The following is a 23,533-nucleotide window of genomic DNA, read 5'->3' on the forward strand; positions in this document are numbered from 1 at the left end:
GCGTCAGCAGCCCGCCCCGGCGATGACCGTGCCCTCGGAGGTGCGCAGCTGTCCCTCGCCGGTGTAGACCCACTTGGTGGAGGTCAGCTCCGGAAGGCCCATCGGGCCGCGCGCGTGCAGCTTCTGCGTCGAGATGCCGATCTCCGCGCCGAACCCGAACTCGCCGCCGTCGGTGAACCGGGTGGAGGCGTTGACCGCCACGGCCGCCGAGTCGACCAGCGACACGAACCGGCGCGCCGCCCCCTGCGAGCGGGTGACGATCGCGTCGGTGTGCCCCGATCCGTACGCGCGGATGTGGGCCACCGCGTCCTCCAGCGAGTCGACGACCGCCGCGGCGATGTCCAGCGAGAGGTACTCGGCGCGGAAGTCGTCCTCGGTGGCGGGCACCACCTCGCCGAAGCGGGCGATGCGGTCGTCGCCGTGAACGGTCACACCGGCCTCCTCCAGCGCCCGCAGCGCCATGGGCACGAACGTCTCGGCGATGTCGGCGTGCACCAGGAACGTCTCGGCCGCGTTGCACACCGACGGCCGCTGGGCCTTGGCGTTGACCAGGATCTCCAGCGCCAGGCGCGGGTCGGCCTCGGCGTCGACGTACACGTGGCAGTTGCCCACCCCGGTCTCGATGACCGGCACCGTGGACTCCTCGACCACCGAGTTGATCAGCGACGCGCCGCCGCGCGGGATGAGCACGTCGACCAGCCCGCGCGCCCGCATCAGCTCCTTGACCGACTCGCGCGTGAGGCCCGGCACGAGCTGAACGGCCCCCGCCGGCACCTCGGTCGCCGCCAGCGCCTCCTGCATGACCCGCACGAGCGCGGTGTTGGAGGAGTAGGCGCTGGACGAGCCGCGCAGCAGCACCGCGTTGCCGCTCTTGAGGCAGAGCGCCGCCGCGTCGACGGTCACGTTGGGGCGGCCCTCGTAGATGATGCCGATGACGCCGAGCGGCACCCGCAGCTGCCGCAGCTCCAGCCCGTTGGGCAGGGTGGAGCCGCGCACGACCTCGCCGACCGGGTCGGGCAGGTCGGCCACCTGCCGCACCGCGTCGGCCACCGACCGGATCCGGCCCTCGTCGAGCCGCAGCCGGTCGATCATCGCCTCGGACGTGCCCTGCTCGCGGGCCCGCTCGACGTCCTCTGCGTTGGCCTCGACGATCTCGGCGGCGTGGGCCTCCAGGGCGTCGGCGACGGCGCGCAACGCCCGGTCCTTCGGCGCCCGCGGCAGCGGGGCCAGCTCAGCGGCGGCCTCTCGTGCCGCGCGGGCGACCTTCAGGAACTCCTCGGACATCACACGCTCCTCGTTGTCGTGCCAGATCGTCAGCCGGCCTCAGGGGGCGTCGCCGCTCCCCGCGAACCCGCCTTCCCGATCGCGGACGCGGCCGGGCGGCGGCAGGTCAGCCGTGAGACTCCAGTATGACGATGTCGTCGCGATGGATCAGCTCGCGTTCATATTCCGGACCCAGCTCGCTGGCCAGCTCCCGCGTGGAGCGGCCCAGCAGGCCGGGGATCTCACCCGCGTCGAAGTTGACCAGCCCGCGCGCCACCACCGCGCCCCGGGGCGCGCACAGGTCGACGGGGTCGCCGGCGGCGAACTCGCCCTCCACGGAGGTGACCCCGGCCGGCAGCAGCGACTTGCGGCGCGTCACGACGGCCTCGACCGCGCCGTCGTCGAGGTGCAGCCGCCCCCGGCCGGTCGTGGCGTGCGCCAGCCAGAGCAGCCGGGTGCCGGGATGCCGGCCGCCCGGGTGGAAGTAGGTGCCGACGTCGGCGCCGGCCAGCGCCTGCGCGGCGTGCGCGGCGGCGGTCAGCACGACCGGGACGCCCGCGCCGGTGGCGATGCGCGCCGCCTGGACCTTGGTCACCATGCCGCCGGTGCCGACGGCCGCGCCGTTCCTGCCCAGCTCGACGCCCACGAGGTCCTCGGGGCCGCGGATCTCGCTCAGCCGCCGCGACCCGCTGCGGCTCGGCGGGCCGTCGTAGAGGGCGTCCACGTCGGACAGCAGCACCAGCGCGTCAGCGTGGACCAGGTGGGCGACCAGCGCCGCCAGCCGGTCGTTGTCGCCGAAGCGGATCTCGTCGGTGGCGACGGTGTCGTTCTCGTTGACGATCGGCATGATGCCGAGCTCCAGCAGCCGGTTGAGGGTGCGCTGGGCGTTGGCGTGGTGGGCGCGGCGCATCATGTCGTCGGCGGTCAGCAGCACCTGGCCGACGCGCAGGCCGTACCGGGCGAAGGAGGAGGTGTAGCGCGCGACGAGCACGCCCTGCCCGACCGAGGCGGCGGCCTGCTGCGTGGCGAGGTCGCGCGGGCGCGCCGACAGCCCGAGCGGGCCGAGGCCCGCGGCGATCGCTCCCGAGGAGACCAGCACGATCTGGGTGCCGGTACGGCGGCGCGCGGCGAGGACGTCGACCAGCGCGTCGACCCGGTCCACGTCGATCGTTCCCTGAGGGGTGGTCAGCGAGGAGGAGCCGACCTTGACGACGACCTTCGACGCTGAGCTGATCCGTTCGCGCACACCTGGAAGCCTATCCGAGGCCGGGCATGAGCATTCACCCGTCTCCCGCACCGCTGCCTCACCGGCAACGTCGTGGCCGCCTCGTCGGGGATGCCGTGGCCGCCCCGCCGGGGATGTCGTGGCCGGCCCGACACAGCGCCGAACCGGCGGCCCGCCGCGCGAATCCCGTCTCCCACGCCCGGCCCACTGCGCGAACCCGCTCTTCCGCCCGCCCGGCGCACTACGCCGAGCCCGTCACCGGTGGCGGGCAACGCTCCCGCGCCCGTCATGGGGGCGCCGGTCAGGGGGCCCGCCCCCAGGGGGCCGTCACCAGGAGGTCCGCCACAAGGGGTCCTGCCGCGAAGAGGTCCGTCGCGAGGAGGTCCACCACGAGGGGCGCCCGCCGCGAAGGGGTCCGGCACCAAGGAGGTCCGTCACGAGGGGGAGTCGCCGGGTGTGAGGCCGTGGAGCAGGGCCGTGACGACGTCCGGCGTGAAGCCCGGCCCCTCCCCCATGTACGCCCGCACGAACGCCCGGTAGAAGCACGCCCCCACCAGCAGCGCGGCCGCCGCCTCCGGGGCCACCTCCGCCGAGACCCGGCCCAGCCGCTGCTCGGCGCGCAGGTACTCGGCCACGAGCCGCTCGGCCAGTTGCGGCCCCAGATCGGCCTCACGCAGCCGGGCCCGCTGCTTGGCCAGCATGTCGCGTTCCGCGAAGATCGCCGACCCCACGGGGATGGACCGGTCGAAGAACCCCGACGCCTGCTCGGCCATGTCGCGCAGGTTGCCCTCGACCGTGCCCGTGCCGGCCCGCGCGGGCAGGTCGGAGAGGGCGTCGATGTAGGGCAGCCCGTCGTGGAGGACCGCCAGCAGGAGGTCCTCCTTGTCCCGGAAGTGCTTGTAGAGGGTGGGCTCTGAGAAGCCCGCCATCCGTGCGATCTCCTTGGTGGTGGCCTTGGCCAGCCCGGCCTCGTCCAGGAGCCGCGCGGCGGCGGCCAGGATGCGCTCGCGAGTCGTGGGCTGTCGCACCGGGTCGCGCCTCTCCCCTACGTCCGCGCCTTAGTGAGCACTAACCAACCCTAGCGTCGATCAGCGCAACGACGGACCTCGACCGAGCGGACCGCCCGCGCCTCGCGGGCCCGCTGACCGAGAGGGCCGCAAGGCGCGGCCCCCTGACCGAGAGGGCCGCAAGGCGCGCGCGGGCCGCTAGCCGAGCCTGTTGTCGGTGCCGCGCGGACCCGTCCGGACGGACTCGGCGGACAGCGTCGGCTGCCAGTCGAAGATGTAACCGCCCTCCATGGACCCGATGACCACCTCGGCGCCGGCGCTCGCCCCCGCCTTGACCAGCTCCTGCTCGACGCCCAGCCGCTCCAGCCGGTCGGCGAGGTAGCCGACGGCCTCGTCGTTGCTGAAGTCGGTCTGCCGGATCCAGCGCTCCGGCTTCTCGCCGGTGACCTGGAAGAGGTTGTCGTTGACCTTGCGGACGGTGAACCCGCTCTCGCCGAGCTGCCGCGGCCTGATCACCAGGCGAGTGGGCTCCTCGACCGGCCGGTTGGCGCGGGCGGCGGCGACCCACTCGCCCATGGCGAACGTCAGCTCCCGCAGCCCGGCGTGCGTGGCCGCCGACACCGTGAACACCTGCAGCCCCCGCGCCTCGAACTCCGGCTTGACCAGCTCGGCCAGCTCCTTCGCGTCGGGCACGTCGGCCTTGTTGAGCACCACCATGCGCGGCCGGTCGCCGAGCTTGCCGTACGCCTCCAGCTCCGCCTCGATCACCTCGTAGTCGGTGACGGGGTCGCGGCCGGGCTCCATCGTGGCGCAGTCGATGACATGGACGAGCATGTCGCACCGCTCGACGTGGCGCAGGAACTCGTGGCCGAGGCCCTTGCCCTGGGAGGCGCCCGGGATCAGCCCCGGCACGTCGGCCACCGTGAAGACGGTCTCGCCGGCCGTGACGACCCCGAGGTTGGGCACCAGCGTGGTGAACGGGTAGTCGGCGATCTTCGGCCGGGCCGCGCTGAGCGCCGCGATCAGCGACGACTTGCCGGCGCTGGGGAAGCCGACCAGGGCGACGTCGGCGACGCTCTTGAGCTCCAGCACCACGTCCAGCGCGTCGCCCGGCTCGCCGAGCAGCGCGAACCCGGGGGCCTTGCGCTTGGTGGTGGCCAGCGCGGCGTTGCCGAGGCCGCCGTGGCCGCCGTTGGCGATCACGTAGCGGGTGCCGGCGCCGATCAGGTCCACCAGCACCTCGCCGGTGTTGGCGTCCTTGACCACGGTGCCGTTGGGCACGGGCAGGACGACGTCGCCGCCGTTGGCGCCGTCGCGGTTGGAGCCCTGCCCCTGCTTGCCGTTGTCGGCCTTGCGGTGCGGGCGGCGATGGTAGTCGAGCAGGGTCGCGGTGTTGGGATCCACCTCCAGGATCACGTCACCGCCCCGGCCGCCGTTGCCCCCGTCGGGGCCGCCGAGCGGCTTGAACTTCTCCCGGTGGATGGAGGCGCAGCCGTTCCCTCCGTCACCGGCCCTGACGTGCAGGACCACCTGGTCCACGAAGTCCGGCATGTCAGCCTCTCCTCACGCCCCCGTGCGGGGGTTGTCTCCAAGTCTTCCGCGGACGGTCCGCCGCGGCCCGCTCGCCGCGGGTTCTCGCCCCGGCGCCCACTGTCCAGCCGCCGTTCGTACGGACCCTGACGCACAGGCACTCGTACCACCCCAAGGCGGGCGGCATCGCGGCGGAACCCGACCCGAACCGAGCCGGACCCTCACGAGACCCGGCCCGGCCGGGCGGTCACGAACAAACACGAAGGGGCGGATCGAGGAACCGATCCACCCCTTGGTAACGCTCTCCGGTTGCGGATTACTCCGCGAGCTACTCCGCGACCGGGACGATGCTCACGGCGCGACGGCCGCGCTTGACGCCGAACTGCACGTGACCGGCGGTCAGCGCGAACAGCGTGTCGTCGCCACCGCGGCCGACGTTGTCGCCGGGGTGGAAGTGGGTGCCACGCTGACGGACGATGATCTCGCCCGCGTTGACCAGCTGGCCGCCGAAGCGCTTGACGCCCAGGCGCTGAGCGTTGGAGTCACGGCCGTTCCGGGTGGACGACGCGCCCTTCTTGTGTGCCATCTCTCAAACTCCCGATCAGGCCTGGTCGATACCGGTGATCTTCACCTGGGTGTACCGCTGGCGGTGACCCTGGCGCTTCTTGTAACCGGTCTTGTTCTTGTACTTGAGAATGCGGATCTTCGGACCCTTGGTCTCGCCGAGGATCTCGGCGCTGACCGTGAACTTGCCCGCCTCCGTGGTCACATCGCCGTCGTTGACGACGAGCACCGTCGGCAGCGAAATCGAAGAGCCGACCTCGCCGGCGACCTTGTCCACCTCGAGGACGTCACCGACGGAGACCTTCTGCTGCCTGCCGCCGCAACGAACGATCGCGTACACCGCGGAACCCTTCTACTGTCTACTGTTGCGATCCACGGCCGTCCCGGACGGGACGGCCGTTGACTGCCGAGTGCTGCGCCCGCACCCGTCCTGTCTGGAACCAACGAACCGAGTGGGCGCGCCAACAGGGCACGTCACCTGACGCACCGATCCACTAGGGTACCGGATTAACGGTGCCCGAAGCGAACCGGACGGATCGTCGGACAGTCCTTCGAGCAGCCACTCAGGGGGCTACTCGGCGGACTTGGCTCGGCGGGAGCGTCGCCGCCCCCTGCCGGAAGACTGGCCGGCCTGGTCGTCCTCAACCGGGACGTCGTCAAGCGCACCGGTCACGGTATCACGGCCGGAGGAGTCCTTGGCCGCGGAAACCTTCTCCGCGCCCTTGTCGCTCAGCTTCTCGGCCACCGCCTTCTCCACCGACATCTTGCCCTGCGTGCCCCGCGGCTCGGGCTTGGCCTCCACCGGCTCGGTGGAGACGATGAGCCCGCGCCCGTTGCAGCACTCGCACGGCGTGGAGAAGGCCTCCAGCAGCCCCTGGCCGACCCGCTTACGGGTCATCTGGACCAGGCCGAGCGAGGTGACCTCGGCCACCTGGTGCTTGGTCCGGTCGCGGGCCAGGCACTCCAGCAGCCGCCGGAGCACCAGGTCGCGGTTGGACTCCAGCACCATGTCGATGAAGTCGATGACGATGATGCCGCCGATGTCGCGCAGCCTGAGCTGGCGGACGATCTCCTCGGCCGCCTCCAGGTTGTTGCGGGTGACGGTCTCCTCGAGGTTGCCGCCCTGGCCGGTGAACTTGCCGGTGTTGACGTCCACGACGGTCATCGCCTCGGTACGGTCGATCACCAGCGAGCCGCCGCTGGGCAGCCACACCTTGCGCTCCATGGCCTTGGCGAGCTGCTCGTCGATCCGGTACGACTCGAAGACGTCGCCCTGGTCGCCGTCCCACCGCGACAGCCGCTCCTCCAGGTGCGGGGCGACGTACTTGACGTACTCCTCGACCGTCTCCCACGCCTCCTCGCCCTGCACGACGAGCGAGCTGAAGTCCTCGTTGAAGACGTCGCGCACCACGCGGATGGTGAGGTCGGGCTCGGCCGACAGCAGTTCGGGCGGGCTGGCGGACTTGGCCTTCTTCTGGATGTTCTCCCACTGCGCCGACAGGCGGGCGACGTCGCGGGCCAGCTCATCCTCCGAGGCGCCCTCGGCCGCCGTGCGCACGATCACGCCCGCGTTCTCCGGCATGACCTTCTTCAGGATGCTCTTGAGGCGGGTGCGCTCCTTGTCGGGCAGCTTGCGGCTGATGCCGGTCATCGAGCCGTCGGGCACGTAGACCAGGTAGCGGCCGGGCAGGCTGATCTGCGAGGTCAGGCGGGCGCCCTTGTGGCCGATCGGGTCCTTGGTGACCTGCACCAGCACCGACTGGCCGGACTTCAGCGCCGACTCGATGCGCTTGGGCTGGCCCTCCAGGCCGGCGGTGTCGAAGTTGACCTCACCGGCGTACAGGACGGCGTTGCGGCCCTTGCCGATGTCGACGAACGCCGCCTCCATCGAGGGCAGGACGTTCTGCACCTTGCCGAGGTAGACGTTGCCGACGTACGACTGGCTGGCCTCGCGGTTGACGTAGTGCTCGACGAGGACGCCGTCCTCCAGCACCGCGATCTGGGTGCGGTCGCCCTGGCGGCGCACCACCATCATCCGGTCGACCGACTCGCGCCGGGCCAGGAACTCCGACTCGGTGATGATCGGCGGCCGGCGGCGGCCCAGCTCGCGGCCCTCGCGGCGGCGCTGCTTCTTGGCCTCCAGCCGGGTGGAGCCGCGCACGCTCTGCACGCCGTCGGCGGAGGTGTCGACCAGCGAGGCGCGGCCGGAGCGCGGCGCGCGGATGCGGACCACGGTGTTGGGCGGGTCGTCGCCGGACGGCTCGGCGCCGTCGTCGGCACCGCGCCTGCGGCGGCGGCGCCGGCGGCGCGAGCTGGAGCTCTCCTCCTCCTGCTGCTCCTCGGGCTGCTCGTCCTCGCCCTCGTCGCCCTCCTCGTCGGAGTCGTCGGCGTCGGAGTCGTCGCGCTCGCGGGCCTTGCCGCGGCCGCGGCCGCCCCTGCGGCGGCGGCGACGGCGGCTGCCGCCCTCTTCCTCCTCCTGGTCGGAGTCGGAGTCGACGGCGTCGACGTCGTCCGTGCCGGTCTCGTCGCTCTCGTCGGCGTCGTCGGCCGCCTCGGGCTCGGGGCGCGCCGGCTCGGCGCGGACGGGCTCGGGCCGGAACGGCTGGGCCTGGCTCGGGTCGGGCGCCTGGAACAGCGGCGCGAAGATCGCTGCGGGGCGCTGGAACACGGCGTCCGGCTCGTCGGCGCGGCGCGCGGAGAAGCCGAACGGGTCGGCGAGCAGGCTCGGCCGGTCGGTGTCCTCGTCGAGGTCCTCGCCGGCGGGCTCGTCGTCGAGCGGCTCGTCCTCGGGCAGCTCGTCGAGGATGTCCTCCTCGACGGCGTCGCTCGCGGCCCGCCCCGCACGCGCGGAGTCCGCTGCGCCGCTCGCGGCCTGGGCGTCCGTGCCGGTGTCGCTCCCGGCCCGGGCGGACCCGGCCGTGGCGGCGTCGCCGCCGGCGGAGGTGTCCGCGCCGATCGCGGTGGCCTCGGTGCCGATCGCGCCGGCGTCACCGGTCGGGCCGGTCGCCTCGGCGACGGTCGCGGCCTCGGGCTCCGCCTTCTTGCGGGTGCGCCGGCGGCGGACCGGCGCGGCCTCGGCCTCGGTCTCGGCGGCGCCGCTCTCCGGAGCCGCCCCGGTGTCCGGTGCGGTGGTCTCGGCCGCGAGCACGCGGTCGGCGGTCTCCAGCGCGGCCTGCTCGGCGCTCTGGTCGGCGGCGCCGGCCGACGCTCCCGTGGTGGCCGGCTCGGCCTCCTCGGCCTTCCTGCTGGTACGGCGGCGCGAGGTGGTGGCCGTCGAACGCGTCCTGGATCGCTTGGGCTTCTCGGCCTCGGCGGCGCCGTCGTCCTCGCCACCCGCGGAGACGGCCTCCGCGACGGCATCCGCGACCGCGGCCTCGACCGCGCTGGTCTCCTGGCCGTCGCCTCCGGTCGTCTCCGGGGCGCGGGCCGCGGAGACGGCCGCCGCCTCGGCCGCGGAGACGGTCACCTGAGCGGGCTCGTCCTCGGGGATCTCGGGCGGCGGCCCGGCGGGCCGGCTCGCGACCCTGCGTCGCGGGGTGGTGGGTGACTGTTCAGTTGTTCCGCCGTCGGAGCCTGTGGCCCCGGTGTTGGGCTCGTTCTCGAGCATGCGGGCGCTCTCCCGTCAGCTCCCGGGCGCGTCGCCGCGCCGCGCAGGAGCTCTCGTGTTTCGTTGTCCGCCCGCGCCCCCGCCAAGGGGCACGGGCGCCAAGTCCTGTCAGCGGTCGTGCCCCACGCGTGCGGGACACTCCCTTAACCGGCGACGTGCTCACCCACCGGTCCCGCTTCGCCGCCGCGCGTGGTCTCGCGGTCAAGGTCGAACGGGTCGGCGAGCGCACCGGTGCCGACGTCCAGCGGCCCCTGCGCCAGCCTGGTCACCTCGGGGGGGACCGGCGGCGCGAAGTCGGCCACAAGGCGCAGCCCTGCGAGCACATCGTCGGGTCGAACGGCAGGCGTCATGTGCCGAACAACCATGCGCAGTATGACACACGACTGTCCGGGCACCTGAGCTGCGGTTCTACCTGTCCCCTCGGACACCGCCAGCCTCAGCACGGCCTCGCGGGCGTCGAAGCGGCGCGGGCCCTTCTTGGTGAGGCGCTCGACCTCCACGGCCCCGGCGGAGAGGAACTTCTCCACCGCCACCCCGGCGAGCTCGGGATCCGCACCCGGCAACCGCACCTCCCACTCCGAGGCCTCCAGGCGCTCGGCAAGCCCTCCCGGCCCCGCCTCGACGACGTCCAGCACGTCGAGCCCGGGCGGCAGCGACCCGTCGAGGTCACCGCGGATGCGCTCCGGCTCGCACGGCGTGGTGACGCCGATCTCGAGGTATTCGGCCTCGCTGGCGACGCCGGTCGGCGCCGCTCCCGCGTAGGAGATCTTCGGGTGGGGCGAGAAGCCCGCGCTGTAGGCCACCGGGATGCCGGCACGGCGGACCGCACGTTCGACGGCCCGCGAGATGTCGCGGTGACTGGTGAAGCGCAGGCGGCCGCGCTTGGCGTAGCGCACGCGCAGGCGCTGCACCGTGGGCGCGGGCGGGGGCCCGTCGGGAACAGGTTTCAGAGCTTTGTCGTCCTTCCCGTGTCAGAGTTCCTTCGTTTCAGAATAAGCCGCTCTGACGCCTGATCGGCTCAGGATCATGTACGGCGAGGCACGGCCCGCGCACCCAGCGCTCCGGAACGGCCGGAGCGCCGGGCACCCGGGCGCGCCGGAACGACGTCCTAGACGACCGTGAGCGGAAGGAGCTTGCGCCCCGTCGGGCCGATCTGGATCTCGGTGCCCATGGTCGGGCAGACGCCGCAGTCGTAACACGGCGTCCAGCGGCAGTCCTCGACCTCGCCGCCGGAGACGGCCTCCTGCCAGTCCTGCCAGAGCCATTCGCGGTCGAGCCCGGCGTCGAGGTGGTCCCACGGGAGGACCTCGTTCTCCTCGCGCTCGCGCGTGGTGTACCAGTCGACGTCGACGCCGGCCTTCTCGGCGGCGGCCATCCAGCGCTCGTAGGAGAAGTGCTCGCTCCAGCCGTCGAAGCGCCCGCCGTCCTCCCAGACGGCCCGGATGACCGCGCCGACCCGCCGGTCACCGCGCGAGAGCAGGCCCTCGACGATGGACGGCTTGCCGTCGTGGTAGCGGTAGCCGATGGCCCTGCCGTACTCCTTGTCGCCGCGCAGGGAGTCGCGCAGCGCCTTGAGCCGCCGGTCGACGGTCTCGTGGTCGGCCTGGCCGGCCCACTGGAACGGGGTGTGCGGCTTGGGCACGAAGCCGCCGATCGACACGGTGCAGCGGATGTCGCGCGAGCCGGTGATCTCCCGCCCGGCCTTGATGACCTTCTTGGCCAGGTCGGCGATGCCGAGCACGTCCTCGTCGGTCTCGGTGGGCAGCCCGCACATGAAGTAGAGCTTCACCTGCCGCCAGCCCTGGGAGTAGGCGGTGGTGACGGTGCGGATGAGGTCTTCCTCGGTGACCATCTTGTTGATCACCTTGCGCATGCGCTCGGACCCGCCCTCGGGCGCGAAGGTCAGCCCGGAGCGCCGCCCGTTGCGGGAGAACTCGTTGGCCAGGTCGATGTTGAACGCGTCGACCCGGGTGGAGGGCAGCGACAGCGAGGTGTTGGTGCCCTCGTAGCGGTCGGCCAGGCCCTTGGCGACGTCGGCGATCTCGGAGTGGTCGGCCGACGACAGCGACAGCAGGCCCACCTCGTTGAAGCCGGACTCCTTGATGCCGTTGTCGACCATGGCGCCGATCGTGGTGATGGACCGCTCGCGCACCGGGCGCGTGATCATGCCGGCCTGGCAGAAGCGGCAGCCGCGCGTGCAGCCGCGGAAGATCTCCACGCTGAACCGCTCGTGGACGGTCTCGGCGAGCGGCACCAGCGGCTTCTTCGGGTAGGGCCACTCGTCGAGGTCCATGACCGTGTGCTTGTGGACGCGCCACGGGACGTCGGCCCGGTTGGGCGCCACCCGCTTGATGCGCCCGTCGGGGTGGTAGTCGACGTCGTAGAACTTGGGCACGTAGACGCCGCCCGACTCGGCCAGGCGCATGAGCAGCTCGTCGCGGCCGCCGGGCCGGCCCTCGGCCTTCCACTCGCGGATGACCTCGGTGATGGCGATGGCGATCTGCTCGCCGTCGCCGAGCACGGCCGCGTCGAGGAAGTCGGCGATCGGCTCGGGGTTGAACGCGGCGTGGCCGCCCGCGAGCACGATCGGGTCGTCGTCGCCGCGCTCGACGGCCAGCATGGGGATGCCGGCCAGGTCGAGGGCGGTCAGCATGTTGGTGTAGCCGAGCTCGGTGGAGAACGACACGCCGAGCACGTCGAAGGCGCGCACCGGGCGGTGGGCGTCGACGGTGAACTGGGGCACGCCCTCGGCGCGCATGAGCGCCTCCAGGTCGGGCCAGACGGCGTAGGTGCGCTCGGCCAGGGTGGCGGGCAGCTCGTTGAGGATCTCGTAGAGGATCGCGACGCCCTGGTTGGGCAGGCCGACCTCGTAGGCGTCCGGGTACATCAGCGCCCAGCGCACGTCGGCGTCGTCCCAGTCCTTCACGGTCGAGTTGAGCTCACCCCCGACGTACTGGATGGGCTTCTGCACCTTGGGCAGCAGCGCTTCCAGGCGGTGGAAAATCGACTCGACAGGCATACGACCAGGGTAGCGGCGCGCGGGAGCGGCCCGTCCCGATGTGGTATGCCGGGCGCCGGTCAGGCGTACTGCTGCTGCTCGCGGATCCTGATCGACTGGAGCAGCCCCACCGCGATGAGGTTGGCGAAGGTCGCGGTGCCGCCGTACGACACGAACGGCAGCGGCAGCCCGGTGATGGGCATGATCCCGATGGTCATCCCGATGTTGACGAACGTCTGGAACGCGAACCAGCACACGATCGTGCCCGCCACCAGCGTGCCGAACCGGTCGTCGCACTGCCGGGCGATCCGCAGCCCCCGCAGCAGCACCACGCCGAGCAGCAGCACGATGGTCACCGAGCCGAGGAAGCCGAACTCCTCCCCCGCGACCGTGAAGATGAAGTCGGTGTGCTGCTCCGGCACGAACCGCCCGGTCGTCTGCCCGCCGTGCAGCCAGCCCTTGCCGAACAGCCCGCCGGAGCCGATCGCGATGAGCGACTGCGTGCTGTTGTAGCCGACGCCGCGCGGGTCGACGCCCGGGTCGAGGAACGCGGTGAAGCGCGCGATCTGGTACGGCTCCAGCAGCTGCAGCCGGAACACCAGGAACACCCCGGTCGCGGCCACGAGCGTCAGCCCCACGATCCACCGCTTGCGCACCCCGCCGATGATCAGTGCCGCGGCGGTGATCACGGCGAGCACCAGCGCCGTGCCGAGGTCCGGCTGGAGCATCACCATGCCCAGCGTCAGCGCCGCCACGCACAAGGCCAGCACGACGTCGAACGTGCGCGGCCGGTCGCTGCCCTCCGCCGGCTGCGCCAGCAGCATCGCCAGGATGAGCAGCAGCCCGAGCTTGGCGAACTCCGACGGCTGCACCGCGAAACCGCCGCCCAGCAGGATCCACGAGTGCGAGCCGTTGATCGTGGCGCCGAGCGGCGAGATGACCAGCCCGAGCCCCACCAGGCTGAGCAGGAACACCAGCGGCGCGTACGCGCGCATGGCCCGGTGGTCCACCGCCGTCGTCATGGCGCACAGCACCACGCCGATGCCGAGGTTGAGCATGTGCTTCTTGACCAGGCCGGTCGAGCCGGGCGCCCACGTACGGGTGGACGACCACACCAACAGGGTGCCGACGACGCTCAGCGCGGCGACCGCGACCAGCAGGACGCCGTCGAGCCGCCACAGCGACGACTGCGCGCCCACCATCCTGCGGCCGTAGCCGCGCCGGCCGCTCCTCAGCACGCGCTCCGCCATCGCCCCTCCGCCCTTGCCCCCGCCGTCACCACCAGCCCCTCGTGGGGCTCCTACCGCGCCACCGTCCCGTCGGGCGCGAACCTCGGCAGCCTGGCCACCGGTTTGCCGCCCGGCAGGGCCGCCGGGCCCTTGATCCCGTAGATGCCCTCGTAGATCTCCCGTACGGCCGGCGCCGCGGTCTGCGCGCCCATGCCGCCCTGCGACACCATGGCGACCACCACGAACCGCGGGTCGTTGGTCGGCGCGAACGAGGCGAACCAGGAGGTGTCCTCCTTGCCCCACACCTCCGCGGTGCCGGTCTTGCCGCCGATGCGCACCTTGTCCATGGGGAACCCGGCGAACGCGCCCGCGGCCGTTCCGTCGGAGGCCACCTCGCTGAGCGCGCCCTTGATGTAGAGGCGCTCCTTCTCGCTGAGCGGCAGCTTGCCGACCACCGGCACGTCGTACCTCTCGACCAGCGTGCCGTCGGGCCGCACCCGCGCCCAGCCGATGCGCGGGCTGCGCAGCTTGCCGTCGCTGACCAGCGCCGCGTACGCCCGCGCCAGCTGCAGCGGCGTCACCAGCACGTCGCCCTGGCCGATGGAGAAGTTCGCCGAGTCGCCGGGGCGCAGGATGAAGCCCTCGGCGCAGTTCTCGGAGGCCAGCCGCTTGAGGAAGTCGGCCCTTGCCCGGTCGGCCACCTCGGGGTAGCCGGTCTGCGCACGGCGGCAGTTGGTGCCGCTGGTCAGGGTCCACATCTCCTTCTTCCAGCGGCGGTCGGGGATGCGGCCGGACGACTCGCCGGGCAGGTCGATGCCCGTGGGGCGGCCGAAGCCGAAGGCCCTGGCGGTGTTGGCGAAGATCTCGCGCGGCTTCTTCTTCGGGTCGCGCCCGCCGTCGCGCAGGTACTGCTCGTACGCCGCCCGGTAGAAGATCGTGTCGCACGACTTGACCAGCGCGGTGTGCAGGTTCATCGGGCCGAGCCCGATGCCGTGGAAGTTGTTGAACGCCCGGTCGCCGACCATGTACGACCCGGGGCAGTCGTAGGTGCCGTTCAGCGGGTATCCGGCCCGCAGCATCGCCGTGACCGACGACACCTTGAACGTCGAGCCCGGCGCGAACTGCCCGTTGATCGCCCGCGACACCAGCGGCATGCCCGACTTCGGCGACAGCAGCCGCTGGTAGCCGCTCGCCGAGATGCCGCCCGCCCACACCGCCGGGTCGTAGCTGGGCGCGCTGGCCAGCGCCAGCACCCGCGACGTGCGCGCGTCGAGCACCACGGCCGCGCCGCCGTCGGCCTTCGGCGCGTTGCGCATCGCCTTGGCCAGCGCCCGCTCCGCCACGGCCTGCACCCGGGCGTCGATGCTGGTGATCAGGTTGTCGCCGCTGACCGGCCGTACCTCCTGCTCGACGCCGATCGCCTTGCCCATCCGGTCCACCTGCACGCGGCGCACCCCCGGCTTGCCGCGCAGCGCCTCGTCGTAGACCTCCTCCAGGCCGTCGCGCCCGGCGAGGTCGACCCCGGAGTAGGCGGCCTTGAGCCCGGCGCGCTTCTCCAGCTCGGCCTCGGTGACCGGCTGCAGGTAGCCGAGCATCTGCGCGCCCGCCTGGCCGCCGGGGTACTGCCGCACCGACTGGATCTCGGCGCTGACGCCGGGGAAGTCCTCCTGGCGTTCGAGGATCTGCAGCGCCTGGCGGGTGTCGGCCTTCTGCTCGACGGGCACCGGCTGGTACGGCGAGCCCGTCCAGCACGGCTGCGAGACGCCGGGCCCGCACGGGCGGATGCGCTGCTGGAGCTTCTTGACCGGCGTGCCCAGCACGGCGCTGAGCTTGCGCAGCACCGACTTGCCGCCGTCGGGCGTGCGCGCCAGCGCGGTCCGGTCCACCGACACCACCAGCGCCGTCTGGTTGCGCACCAGCGGACGGCCGGAGGAGTCGAGGATCTGGCCGCGCACCGCGGGCTCGATCACCGTGCGCGTCCTCGTCTCGGTCGCCCTGGTCACGAACTCCTGCCCGCGCACCACCTGCACCTGCCACAGCCGTACGGCCAGCACCGCGAGCAGGCTCAGGACCAGCACGTGCAGCAGGAACAGCCGGGACCGCATCCGGATCATGTCGCGTACCCCGGCTCACCGGCGCGCGCGGCCCACCACATGACGAGGGGCGACAGGAAGAACGTGTAGGCGATGGTCAGCGGCACCTGGTCGGTGAAGGTGTCGACGTCGACCCGCGGATCGGAGATCAGCCCGCCGAGCCCGGCGGCCAGCAGCGGCCCGAGCAGCACGCACAGCATGACGGTCGTCACGGGCGTGCCGAGCCCGCGGCCGGCGACGTAGCCGATGACCGCCAGCGTGAACGCGTACAGGCCCATCAGATGGGCGGCCGGCGGCATGACGTCCACCAGCAGTCCCGCGCAGAACCCGATCACCGCCCCGGTCACGGGCCCCCTCGCCATCGCCACGCCCGTCACGGCCAGCAGCACCAGGTCGGGCGAGCCGCCTCCCGGCAGCGGCACCCGGTTGACCAGGATCACCTGCACCAGCACCGCGAGCGGCACGATCAGCAGAGCCGTCATCGCGCTCCCTCCTTCGGAGGCAGCACGGCGTCGCGCGGGTCACGACCCGGTCCGCGCACGACCACCCCCACCACGTCCAGCGCCGTCAGATCCGCGTACGGCCGCGCGAACGCGACCCGCGTCAGCTCGCCCGGCGTCGCCTCCACCCGTTCGATCACCCCCACCGGCACCCCCGGCACGTACGGCCGGCCGTGCTGCGAGCCGAAGCTCACGATGCGCCCGCCCGGCGCCATCGGCGCGGTCGCGTCGAGCAGCTTGAACTGCACCAGCCGCCCGTTCTCGCCCACCCCGTGGACGACGCCGATCTCCTGGCCGCCCTCCAGCCGGGCGCCCGTGGCCGAGGCCCGGTCGCTGATGAGCAGCACCGTGCAGGTGCGGGCGCCGGCCTGCACCACCCGGCCCACCAGCCCGTCGGCGTTCATCACGGTCATCTCGGGACGCACTCCGTCGTCCGTGCCGATGTCGAGCTGCACGGCGTCCTCGAAGCCGGGATTGCCGCGCCGCGCGATCACGTTGCCGGTCACGACCGTGTAGCCGCCGCGGCCCGCCGTGCCGAGCATCCGCTTCAGCTCCGCGGACCTGCCGGCGTCGAGCCTGCTCGCGATCAGCCCCGTGCGCAGCCGGGCGTTCTCGGCGCGCAGCCGCTTGAGCTCGTCCTGTACGCCGGGCGCGGTGACGACCGCCTGGACGAAGCCGGTCACCGGCCGGGACACGACCCCGGCGGCGCCCTCGACCGCGCCGAACAGCCACGCCCCGGCCGCGCGCACCGGCACGAACGGCGAGTCGGCGCCGGCGCGGTGGTCGACGGTGAGCGAGACCAGGGCGAGCGCCAGCAGCGTGCCGAGGATCAGCCGGGCGCGGCGGGTGTCCCTCATCAGGTGTCCCCCCTCAACGGCGGGATTCCGGCACGAGCACCTGCTGCAGCTCCTCGAACTCCTCCACGCACCGGCCCGAGCCGAGCGCGACCGAGTCGAGGGCGTTGTCGACGAGGTGGACGGGCATGCCCGTCTCCACCCTGATCCGCTCCTCCATGCCCTTGAGCAGCGCCCCGCCGCCGGTCAGCGCGATGCCGCGATCCATCAGGTCGCCGGCCAGCTCCGGCGGGCACCGGTCGAGCGTGGACTTGACCGCGTCGACGATCGAACCGACCGGCTCCTCGGTCGCCCTGCGGACCTCCTCGGCCGACACGACGACCGTCTTCGGCAGGCCCGTCACCAGGTCACGGCCGCGGATCTCGGCGTGCGCCTCCTCCTCGGTCGGCCAGGCCGAGCCGATCGCCATCTTGATCTCCTCGGCGGTGCGCTCGCCCAGCATGAGCGAGTACTCCTTCTTCGCGAACGTGATCACCGCCTGGTCGAGCTCGTCGCCGCCGATCCTGATCGACTGGCTCGTCACCACGCCGCCCATCGAGATGATCGCCACCTCGGTGGTGCCGCCGCCGATGTCGACGACCATGTTGCCGGTGGGTTCGTGGACCGGCAGTCCCGCGCCGATCGCCGCCGCCATCGGCTCCTCGACGATGTAGACCTTGCGCGCGCCCGCCTGGTAGCCGGCCTCCTTCACCGCCCGCTGCTCCACGCTCGTGATCCCGCTCGGCACGGCGATGATCACGCGCGGCTTGGCGAAGTGGCGGCGCTTGTGCACCCGCTGGATGAAGTAGCGCAGCATCCGCTCTGTCACGTCGAAGTCGGCGATCACGCCGTCCTTGAGCGGCCGTACCGCGACGATGTGGCCGGGCGTGCGGCCGATCATCCGCTTGGCCTCGATGCCGACCGCCACGATCTTGCCCGTGGAGGTGTTGATGGCGACGACCGACGGCTCGTTGAGGACGACGCCTCGGCCCCGCACGTACACCAGCGTGTTGGCGGTGCCCAGGTCGACCGCCATGTCCCGGCCGAGAAACGCGAGCTTGCTGCCCATGGGGAACGGAGCCTTCCGTAATTTCGTACGCCAATCGCTACGGAGCGAATTCGAATCGTAACGTGACGTACCCACCGCCGGACGCAACGAGCCCGCGTGCCCCACAAAAATCCTGCCGCCTCTGCGCCAAGCGCCTTTTGCCCGGTTTCCGGGAAAAGCGGAGAGTGCACCGCTAGGTGATCAGAAACGCGAAATGCCCGCCTGGCACGGGGCCGTGGCGGGCACTCACGAATCCGGACGGAAGGGGCACGCCCCTTCCGGCGCTCCTAGAAGCGGTCCGGGAAGAAGATCTTGATCTCGCGGGCGGCGGACTCGGGCGAGTCGGAGCCGTGGACGACGTTCTCGCCGATCTCCAGGGCGTGGTCGCCGCGGATCGTTCCGGGAGCGGACTTCACCGGGTCGGTGAGCCCGGCCAGGGCGCGGAACGCCTCGACCGCGCGCGGGCCCTCCAGCACCATGGCGACGAGCGGGCCGGAGGTGATGAACTCGACGAGCTCGCCGAAGAACGGACGCTCGGAGTGCTCGGCGTAGTGGGCCTTGGCGGTGTCGGCGTCGAGGGTGCGCAGGTCCATCGCGACGACCTTGAGGCCCTTGCGCTCCACGCGGGCGATCACGTCACCGATGAGGCCGCGCTTCACCCCGTCGGGCTTGATCAGGACAAGAGTGCGCTCGGACACTTGAGGTTCTCCTTTGAACAGGTCTGGGGGTCGCGGATGCGGCTACGGACGCCGGGATGACTCCGCCGGGAGCGCTCCGCGGCACGGACGACCTCGCGTCGCTGTAGCTGCGGCCCAGCTTACCGCCCCCGGGACGCCCCGCCCGCGCCGCACGACGCCGAGCGGGGGGCACTTCCGGGCGAGAGGGCCGGTCAGGGGCCGCCGGGCACTCCGCGCCGCCCGGCGGGCCGCTCAGGCGCACGTGGGCACTCCGGGACGCGGGTGCCGGCACATTCCTGGAGGCTTGGGACGCGCCTGCTCCGAAGGGCTTGATGCCGACTCACCTGAGGAGCTTGAGGTTTGCGCCCCCCCGAGGAAGCTTGAGGCCTGCGCACCCGGGGCAGCTTGCGCGACCTCGGGGAGCTTGAACCCTGCACACCTCGGGGACCATGAGCCCTGCACACCTCGGGGACCATGAGCCCTGCACACCTCGGGGACCATGAGGCCAGCGCACCTCGGGGACCATGAGGCCAGCGCACCCCGGGGGGCTGGCGGGTCACTCCTAGGAGCCGTCCTCGGGCGACGCCGCCTGCGGAGGGACAGCGGGCAGGCGCTCAGTGGCTCCGGCCTCCGCGTCACCGCCCCCTGACGGCCGGCCGCCGCGCTCCGCGCCGTCCCCGCCCGTCGCCGTCCGGCGCTCCCCGGACGCTGCCGACCCGTCGGCAGGCCCCGGCGAGGGCGTCTGAGCCGGAACGCTCCCCTTCCACGGGGAACGCCCGTTGGCCGTGGAGGCGGGCACCCGCGGAATCGCCCCAGTGGGCGCGTCCTCGTCGCCGACCTCCCCCACCGCGGCATCCTCACCCACGGCACCCGGCGAGAACCCCCCACGGCTTCCGCCCGCGTCCCTGAGAGCCTTCTCACGGCGCCCGGCACCGTCTCCCCCGCCCAGCACCTCACGTGACGTCTCGAACGCGCCCAGAGCCCCGTTCCCGAGCCCTCCGGAGCCGTTCCCCGCGACGCCCGCACCCGATCGACCGTCGGCCACCACTCCGTCACCGCTGATCAAGCCGTCCGCCCCGCCCGCAGCAGCAGAGCCACCGGCACCCGAAACACCGGCAGGACGGACGACATCTCCGGCGATGTCCCCCATGTCCGAACGCGCCCCGGCGAAGTCAGCCGCCCGCCCACTCGGAGAGACGGCCACCCGCCCACCAGAGGAGCCGTCCTCTTGACCAGCCTCAGCCTCGGGCTCGGCGTCCTCCCCACCGCCGGCGTCGGCATCACTCAGCCGCCCGCCGCCGGAAGGCCCCTCAGGCCCCTCCTCGACGCCCACCACCTCGGACCCCGGCCCGCGACGCGACAACAGCGCGGCCAGCACGATCACCGCCACCACCAGGAACCCGCCGATGAGCGCCCACATGTGCAGCGCCCCCACGAACCGGTCCACGAGCTGCTGCGGCGTACTCACCCCGCGCAGCATCGCCATCTGCACCCCACTGCCGAGCAGGTATCCCGCCAGCACGCCGGGGAAGCACAGCGCCAGCCCGAACAGCGCGGCCCCCACGCCGGCCCGCCGCAGCGACGCCGTCAGGGCCACGGCCGCGCCCACCGCCAGCAGCGTGAACGGAACGACCAGCACCCGCCCGTCGGCCGCCGGCACCACGACCCGCACCGAGCACAGGCCCACCACCATCGACAGCAGACCGAGCGGCGCCGGCCAGGTCGCCTCGCCCCGGACGAACAGCCGCACCAGCACCGCCGCCGCCACGGCCAGTCCGCCCGCCACGCCGAACGGCCCCCACAGCCCCTTCAGGCCGGGCCCGCCGAGCCCGCCCATCTCGACGTACGTCACCTGCGCGATGCTCGGCAGCAGCACGGCGCCCACGGCGACCATCACGTAAGCGAGCGAACGCGCCTCGGGCACGCCGATGGAGGCGAGCGCGAGAAGCGCTCCCACGGCGAGCACGGCGACCACGATCACGATGTTGGGACGCCAGTCCTCGCTCGCGGTGCTGATGGCCACGATCGCGATGCCCGCCGCGGGCATGGTCGCCAGCAGCAACCTGCTGCGCTCGCGCTGCTGGGGCCGCGGCGCGGGCCGCCGGCCGTACAGCAGCCACAGCACCAGGTAGGCGGCGGCCAGCACCAGCGCGGAGCCGGTCAGCATCGGGTACGGCTGGAGCGTCACCTTCCAGTCGCTCACGCCGTCGAGCGGCCACAGGGCGAGCGCCTGGGCGCTGAGCAGGCTGAGCGCCAGCACCCCCGACCAGACCGCGCGCAGCACCGCCGGGCGCTCCCAGGCGGCCACCAGCGTGGCGGGGAGCAGCAGCCCGGCGCCCACGCCGTGCAGGACGCGCAGCACGCCGACGAGGAACGTCGAACCCGCGTAGCCTCCGGCGGCGTCGGCCACGGCCAGCAGCGCGAGCCCGGCGATCAGGACGTAGGCGACCCGCACCCGGCCCAGCGCCACGGAGGCGAGCGGGACCGTCAGCATCATCGCGGGCAGGGCCATACCGTGCGCGCGCATGAGCCCGAGCCGGTCGAACCCCGGCGGCAGCAGGTCGCCGACCACGGAGACGGTGTTGGGGATGGCGACGATCGCCAGGGGCAGCGCGGCCACGATGAGCAGCGCCAGCACGGTGTCGAGGAACCACGGGTGGGTGGTGCCGGGGTCGGATCCCGTGGCCGGCTGGTTCGGGGTCCGCTGAATCGGGGGGACGGCCATGTTGGCCGACTTTAGCGGGAAGTCACGCCTTCGACACGGCGAGCGACGAATATCGCGGTGATCCACAGCGCCAGGAAGATCGCCCCGAGGAAGAACATGGCCGGGACCAGGAAGCCCGTCGCGATGGCGATCACCTGGACCAGGGTGCCCAGGACGTACCCGATCGGCTTCTTCAGCAGACCGGCCGCCACCACGCACAGCACGGCCAGGCCGATGCCGGCCGTGACGGCCAGCGAGGGCCGCACTCCGTTCACGGCGATCGCGACGGGCGTGACCAGCCCGGCGACGATGGCCTCCATGCCGAGCACGCTCGACCCGAGGCGGCGCATGCCGGGGGTCACCTCGAAGCCCAGCAGGCCCTTACCGCCGCCGGCCATCACTCGCCCTCCGCCCTCAGCAGGTGGCGGGCGTCGCCGGCGGTGATCACGGACCCGGTGATCAGTACGCCTGTGCCGCTGAACTCGCCCTCGGCGTCGGCGATGCCGATGCCCTTGTCGATCGCGTCGTCGAGCCGCTCGACGACGTGCACACGATCCTCGCCGAACACGGCCACCGCCAGCCGCCCCAGCTCCTCGGGCGCCATCGACCTGGGCGAGGAGTTCCGGGTGACGATGATCTCCTCCAGCATGGGCTCCAGGAGCTCCAGCATGGCGTCCACGTCCTTGTCGCCCATGGCGGCGACCACGCCGACGACCTTGGCGAAGTCGAACGCCTCGTGCAGCGCGTCGAGCGTGGCCTGCATGCCGCCGGGGTTGTGCGCCGCGTCGACCACCACGGTCGGGTTGCGCCGGACGACCTCCAGCCGTCCCGGCGACGACGCCTGCGCGAACGCCTGGCGTACCAACTCCGTGTCCAGCGGCTCGTCGCCGCCCGTGAGCGCCTCGACGGCGGCGAGGGCCGTGACCGCGTTGCTCGCCTGGTGGGCGCCGTAGAGCGGCAGGTACACCTCGTCGTAGACGCCCTTGAGGCCGCGCAGGGTCAGGAGCTGGCCGCCGATCGCCACCTCGCGGGCCAGCACGCCGAACTCCAGTCCCTCACGCGCCACGACCGCGCCTACCTCGGCGGCGCGGCGCATGAGCACCTCGGCCGCCTCCAGCTCCTGCTGGGCGAGGATGGCGGTCGCGCCGGGCTTGATGATGCCGGCCTTCTCGCCGGCGATGCTCGGGATGTCGGGGCCGAGCCGGTCGGTGTGGTCGAGCGAGATGGGCGTGATGACGGCGACGGTGCCGTCGGCGACGTTCGTCGCGTCCCAGGACCCGCCCATGCCGGTCTCGATCACGGCGACGTCGACCGGGGTGTCGGCGAAGGCCGCGAACGCCATGGCCGTCAGCAGTTCGAAGAACTGGATGCGGCGGCCCTGCGTGTCGGTCAGCTCGACGTACGGGATGATCTCCTCGTAGACCTGCGCGAAGCGCTCCTCGCTCAGCGGCTCGCCGTCCACAGTGATGCGCTCGCGCATCGAGACGAGATGCGGGCTGGTGAAGCGGCCGACGCGAAGGTTGCGCTCACGCAGCAGCGCCTCGGTCAGGCGGGCCGTACTGGTCTTGCCGTTGGTGCCCGCTATGTGAATGACCGGGTACGCCCGCTGGGGAGAGCCGAGCAGGTCGAGCAGGGCGGCGATCCGGTCGAGCGTGGGCTCGAAGTCCCATTCGACGCCCCGGTCCATGATCGCGCGTTCAACAGCACGGTAGTCCACCCCTCAACCCTACTGAGCGCCCCGACCGGTCGGGGACGGGGTCAGCGGGGGACGACATGGATGAACTCCGGAGGTTTCCCCGTTTCGAAGGAGCGCCTCCAATGGCGGGACGCCGAGTCCGCGGCAGACGGCCTCACACGGCCGCTCCCGCCCGCTTCCCCCAGGACAAGTAAGGGCGCCAAGACGTCCGCATGTGCGCATGCGCGCTGTAAACGCGGAACGCTGCACAAGAGGCACCTGAAGGACAGACGCCCTGCGCCTGTAAAGCTTGTGAACGATGCGCGTCAACGCCGCCCACAAGGCGCCGGCCAGCCCCCACAAGCCCGCACAACGCAAGAAAGGGCCCCATCCTCCGCCCCTCAAGCCAACCCTGGCCCGAGAAGCTCCGGATGGAGCCCTTACCTGTCAAACAAAGATTGTCCGGCGGTGACCTACTCTCCCACACCCTCCCGAGTGCAGTACCATCGGCGCTGGGAAGCTTAACTTCCGGGTTCGGAATGTAACCGGGTGTTTCCTTCCCGCCATAACCGCCGTAACC

Annotated in this window: 18 protein-coding genes and 1 rRNA gene; all 19 read right to left on the reverse strand. The window is 72.3% G+C overall.

Translation table 11 applies throughout. The annotated features are described in order from the left end of the window. Positions 1-3: 3 nt before the first annotated feature. Positions 4-1,284: a glutamate-5-semialdehyde dehydrogenase gene (locus HT134_RS23910; protein WP_175602655.1), complete on the reverse strand. Its 1,281-nt coding sequence runs from the start codon at positions 1,282-1,284 to the stop codon at positions 4-6. A 106-nt stretch (positions 1,285-1,390) separates the two neighbouring features. After that, the gene (gene proB / locus HT134_RS23915; protein WP_312888364.1) at positions 1,391-2,509 is read right to left on the reverse strand and encodes a glutamate 5-kinase; all 1,119 of its coding nucleotides are present in this window, start codon (positions 2,507-2,509) and stop codon (positions 1,391-1,393) included. A gap of 413 nt (positions 2,510-2,922) precedes the next feature. Then, on the reverse strand, positions 2,923-3,516 hold the full coding sequence (locus HT134_RS23920) for a TetR/AcrR family transcriptional regulator (protein WP_175602656.1): 594 nt from the start codon (positions 3,514-3,516) through the stop codon (positions 2,923-2,925). Between the two features lie 177 nt (positions 3,517-3,693). Beyond that, complete coding sequence (gene obgE, locus HT134_RS23925; protein ID WP_175602657.1) at positions 3,694-5,046, reverse strand: GTPase ObgE; 1,353 nt, start codon at positions 5,044-5,046, stop codon at positions 3,694-3,696. 307 nt (positions 5,047-5,353) lie between these two features. Further along, the gene (gene rpmA, locus HT134_RS23930; protein ID WP_020546367.1) at positions 5,354-5,611 is read right to left on the reverse strand and encodes a 50S ribosomal protein L27; all 258 of its coding nucleotides are present in this window, start codon (positions 5,609-5,611) and stop codon (positions 5,354-5,356) included. A 15-nt stretch (positions 5,612-5,626) separates the two neighbouring features. Further along, the gene (gene rplU / locus HT134_RS23935; RefSeq protein ID WP_101789902.1) at positions 5,627-5,929 is read right to left on the reverse strand and encodes a 50S ribosomal protein L21; all 303 of its coding nucleotides are present in this window, start codon (positions 5,927-5,929) and stop codon (positions 5,627-5,629) included. A gap of 231 nt (positions 5,930-6,160) precedes the next feature. Beyond that, entirely contained in the window at positions 6,161-9,196 is a 3,036-nt protein-coding gene (locus tag HT134_RS23940) for an Rne/Rng family ribonuclease (RefSeq protein WP_246365019.1), read from the reverse strand. A gap of 143 nt (positions 9,197-9,339) precedes the next feature. Further along, positions 9,340-10,092, reverse strand: a complete 753-nt coding sequence (locus HT134_RS23945; protein ID WP_312888367.1) for a TIGR03936 family radical SAM-associated protein — start codon at positions 10,090-10,092, stop codon at positions 9,340-9,342. Between the two features lie 212 nt (positions 10,093-10,304). Beyond that, positions 10,305-12,215 carry a TIGR03960 family B12-binding radical SAM protein gene (locus HT134_RS23950; protein ID WP_175602659.1) on the reverse strand — a complete coding sequence of 637 codons (1,911 nt, stop codon included), beginning with the start codon at positions 12,213-12,215 and terminating at the stop codon, positions 10,305-10,307. A gap of 59 nt (positions 12,216-12,274) precedes the next feature. Next, on the reverse strand, positions 12,275-13,444 hold the full coding sequence (gene rodA / locus HT134_RS23955) for a rod shape-determining protein RodA (RefSeq protein ID WP_175602660.1): 1,170 nt from the start codon (positions 13,442-13,444) through the stop codon (positions 12,275-12,277). Positions 13,445-13,494: 50 nt separating this feature from the next. Further along, positions 13,495-15,537 (reverse strand): penicillin-binding protein 2, encoded by a 2,043-nt coding sequence (gene mrdA, locus HT134_RS23960; protein WP_175602661.1) that lies wholly within the window; start codon positions 15,535-15,537, stop codon positions 13,495-13,497. After that, complete coding sequence (gene mreD / locus HT134_RS23965) at positions 15,534-15,998, reverse strand: rod shape-determining protein MreD (protein ID WP_175602662.1); 465 nt, start codon at positions 15,996-15,998, stop codon at positions 15,534-15,536. The genes mrdA and mreD overlap by 4 nt, the downstream gene beginning before the upstream one ends. Continuing rightward, positions 15,995-16,873: a rod shape-determining protein MreC gene (gene mreC, locus HT134_RS23970; RefSeq protein ID WP_175602663.1), complete on the reverse strand. Its 879-nt coding sequence runs from the start codon at positions 16,871-16,873 to the stop codon at positions 15,995-15,997. The genes mreD and mreC overlap by 4 nt, the downstream gene beginning before the upstream one ends. Positions 16,874-16,886: 13 nt before the next feature. Further along, the gene (locus tag HT134_RS23975) at positions 16,887-17,918 is read right to left on the reverse strand and encodes a rod shape-determining protein (RefSeq protein ID WP_175602664.1); all 1,032 of its coding nucleotides are present in this window, start codon (positions 17,916-17,918) and stop codon (positions 16,887-16,889) included. A 266-nt stretch (positions 17,919-18,184) separates the two neighbouring features. Further along, a complete protein-coding gene (gene ndk / locus HT134_RS23980; RefSeq protein WP_080046153.1) occupies positions 18,185-18,595 on the reverse strand; it encodes a nucleoside-diphosphate kinase in 411 nt (136 codons plus the stop codon). Positions 18,596-19,136: 541 nt separating this feature from the next. Continuing rightward, positions 19,137-21,299, reverse strand: a complete 2,163-nt coding sequence (locus HT134_RS23985; protein WP_175602665.1) for a hypothetical protein — start codon at positions 21,297-21,299, stop codon at positions 19,137-19,139. Between the two features lie 11 nt (positions 21,300-21,310). Next, a complete protein-coding gene (locus HT134_RS23990; RefSeq protein ID WP_217708229.1) occupies positions 21,311-21,676 on the reverse strand; it encodes a DUF4233 domain-containing protein in 366 nt (121 codons plus the stop codon). Next, positions 21,676-22,965 carry a bifunctional folylpolyglutamate synthase/dihydrofolate synthase gene (locus tag HT134_RS23995; RefSeq protein ID WP_175602714.1) on the reverse strand — a complete coding sequence of 430 codons (1,290 nt, stop codon included), beginning with the start codon at positions 22,963-22,965 and terminating at the stop codon, positions 21,676-21,678. The genes HT134_RS23990 and HT134_RS23995 overlap by 1 nt, the downstream gene beginning before the upstream one ends. Before the next feature lie 448 nt (positions 22,966-23,413). Then, a 5S ribosomal RNA gene (rrf, locus tag HT134_RS24000) occupies positions 23,414-23,530 on the reverse strand. Positions 23,531-23,533 lie beyond the last annotated feature (3 nt).

Origin of the sequence: Nonomuraea rhodomycinica (genome assembly GCF_013363995.1) — a bacterium.
In the GTDB taxonomy this organism is placed as follows: domain Bacteria; phylum Actinomycetota; class Actinomycetes; order Streptosporangiales; family Streptosporangiaceae; genus Nonomuraea; species Nonomuraea rhodomycinica.

Coding starts and splice junctions, on each gene's coding strand:
- HT134_RS23995 (WP_175602714.1), bottom strand. CDS start 22,965: ATGGACCGGGGCGTCGAATGGGACTTCGAGCCCACGCTCGACCGGATC.
- mreD (WP_175602662.1), bottom strand. CDS start 15,998: ATGACGGCTCTGCTGATCGTGCCGCTCGCGGTGCTGGTGCAGGTGATC.
- rpmA (WP_020546367.1), bottom strand. CDS start 5,611: ATGGCACACAAGAAGGGCGCGTCGTCCACCCGGAACGGCCGTGACTCC.
- mreC (WP_175602663.1), bottom strand. CDS start 16,873: ATGAGGGACACCCGCCGCGCCCGGCTGATCCTCGGCACGCTGCTGGCG.
- HT134_RS23910 (WP_175602655.1), bottom strand. CDS start 1,284: ATGTCCGAGGAGTTCCTGAAGGTCGCCCGCGCGGCACGAGAGGCCGCC.
- HT134_RS23950 (WP_175602659.1), bottom strand. CDS start 12,215: ATGCCTGTCGAGTCGATTTTCCACCGCCTGGAAGCGCTGCTGCCCAAG.
- obgE (WP_175602657.1), bottom strand. CDS start 5,046: ATGCCGGACTTCGTGGACCAGGTGGTCCTGCACGTCAGGGCCGGTGAC.
- HT134_RS23975 (WP_175602664.1), bottom strand. CDS start 17,918: ATGGGCAGCAAGCTCGCGTTTCTCGGCCGGGACATGGCGGTCGACCTG.
- HT134_RS23990 (WP_217708229.1), bottom strand. CDS start 21,676: ATGGCCGGCGGCGGTAAGGGCCTGCTGGGCTTCGAGGTGACCCCCGGC.
- mrdA (WP_175602661.1), bottom strand. CDS start 15,537: ATGATCCGGATGCGGTCCCGGCTGTTCCTGCTGCACGTGCTGGTCCTG.
- rodA (WP_175602660.1), bottom strand. CDS start 13,444: ATGGCGGAGCGCGTGCTGAGGAGCGGCCGGCGCGGCTACGGCCGCAGG.
- HT134_RS23985 (WP_175602665.1), bottom strand. CDS start 21,299: ATGGCCGTCCCCCCGATTCAGCGGACCCCGAACCAGCCGGCCACGGGA.
- HT134_RS23940 (WP_246365019.1), bottom strand. CDS start 9,196: ATGCTCGAGAACGAGCCCAACACCGGGGCCACAGGCTCCGACGGCGGA.